This is a genomic window from Campylobacter sp. BCW_4321, assembly GCF_001763075.1.
Classification (GTDB): domain Bacteria; phylum Campylobacterota; class Campylobacteria; order Campylobacterales; family Campylobacteraceae; genus Campylobacter_D; species Campylobacter_D jejuni.
This window is the reverse complement of record NZ_MJYA01000019.1, coordinates 1-1,966: the sequence shown is the minus strand read 5'-3', so window position 1 is coordinate 1,966 and position 1,966 is coordinate 1. Positions and strand designations below refer to the sequence as shown.

Annotated in this window: 1 protein-coding gene; it reads left to right on the top strand. The window is 25.7% G+C overall.

The features are described 5' to 3' along the window. A partial coding sequence (locus tag AJN58_RS10040) for a type VI secretion system Vgr family protein (RefSeq protein WP_315940629.1) occupies window positions 1-1,966 on the top strand: 1,966 nt, incomplete at both ends.

Here is a 1,966-nt window from a genome sequence, read left to right as displayed (position 1 = left end):
AAGAAAGTCTTGAAGAACTTTTTTCTATAGAATGTGAAGGTTTTTTTGAAAGTTTAGAACAAGATTTATTTTCTTTAAATACTTTAACCAATGCTTCATCTCATCCAAGCACCCCTACAACTTTTAATTTTCATCCTAATGTTTTAATCGATCAAGAAGCTATTTTAAGCATCCATAATCCTTATGAGAATAATACCTTAAACTTTGATAACAATAAAGTAATAAACTATAAGGGAATTATCACTTATATAAAATATCTAGGTATTAATCATGAAAGTGCTTTAAATATTAATGATAGCGCTTCAAATACTAAGCAAATAAAATACAAGCATTTTTTTTCTTTTAAGCTTCAATCAGTCTTGATAAGACTTTCTTTAAATAAAGCCAATCGTATTTATACTCATACTAATATTATAGAAGTGATTAAACAAACCCTTGGTTTTTATCAAGATATCTTACATAAAGAAATTGATTATTCTAATATACATTTTAATTATGAAAAACAAGAACTCATCTCTCAATACAATGAAAGTGATTTAGACTTTATTACAAGATTAAGCCATAATAATGGAATCTTTTTTTATGAAGATGAGAACACTATTTATTTTTGTGATGTGTATAAAAATGTAAAAAATAAAGAAATTGAGTATAATCCTAATATTAATAATATTTTAAATCAAGCTTGTATTTCTTCTATTTATAAAGAACAAAGTTTAAGAACTAATTCTTTTACGCATTCTAGTATTAATGCCAATACTCCTTTAAATCTTTTATCTTTACATTCTAATAAAGTTCCTTATGAACAAGAACTTAATAACAAAGCTTATTATAATGAACATTTTTATGAGAGTGAATATTCTTTTACAAAAAGCATTGATTTAAAGACTAAGCCTTCTCTTAAAGAAAAAAGAGCCTTAGTATTAAATGAAAGCTTACTAGCAAAAAGTAATATTTATCATCTTAGTTTAGGAGATTTTATCACTTTAAATTATAAGGAGTTTAATCATCAAGAAGAAATAAAAAATCAAGATGAAGAAAAACAAGATAAAGCTTCTTTGCTTAAAGACTTTATTATTATTGCTAATACTCAAATCTTAATTGATGATGCCATCTTAGCTAATTCTATTAATACGAATGATCATTTAAATTTAAAAGATTTAAATTTAAGTAAATCTTATTCCAATACTTTAACTTTATTAAAAAAGAATATTATCTTTACTCCAAGTTTTAAAGTTAAACCTAAAGCTCCTAATAGCACTCAAGGTATTGTTATAGGAGAGAGTAAGGATATAGAAAGTGAGAGAAATACTATTTATACTGATGAGCATGGAAGGGTTAAGGTAAGGATTAATCTTTATGCTAATCAAGAAGAATTAGATGAAAAAGAAAGTTTATATCATCACACTCCTTTTTTAAGAGTAGCTTCTAGTATAGCAAGTAATCATTCAGGTTTTTATCATACTCCAAGAATTGGAGATGAAGTGATTATTTCTTTTTTAGATGATGATATAGATAAGCCTTATGTAAGTGGAAGTTTGTATAATGGGACTAATCCAAGTTTAGTAAATCTTCCTTTTAATGATCACCAAACTTCTCTTTCTTCTAAAACCATAGGTGTTAATGAAGAAGGTTATAATGAACTTACCCTCTCAAATATAAAAGATAAAGAACAAATTTATTTAAAAGCCCAAAAGGATTATGATGAATTAGTCCAGCATAATTTCACTCAAAGAATCTTAAATGATAAAGATTCTATAGTGGATGGAATTTATAATGAAAGGATTAAAAAGATTCATACTCAAACCATAGACTTAGCTAAAAATGTCAATGTAGGAGGAGAATACTTAACTAATGTAGGCTTATCTAAAGATACCATAGTAGGATTAAGCAATACCTTAAATGTAGGAGTAGATAATAAAGTAAGAGTGGCTAAAAACTCTCATGAATATGTAGGAGAAAACAAAGA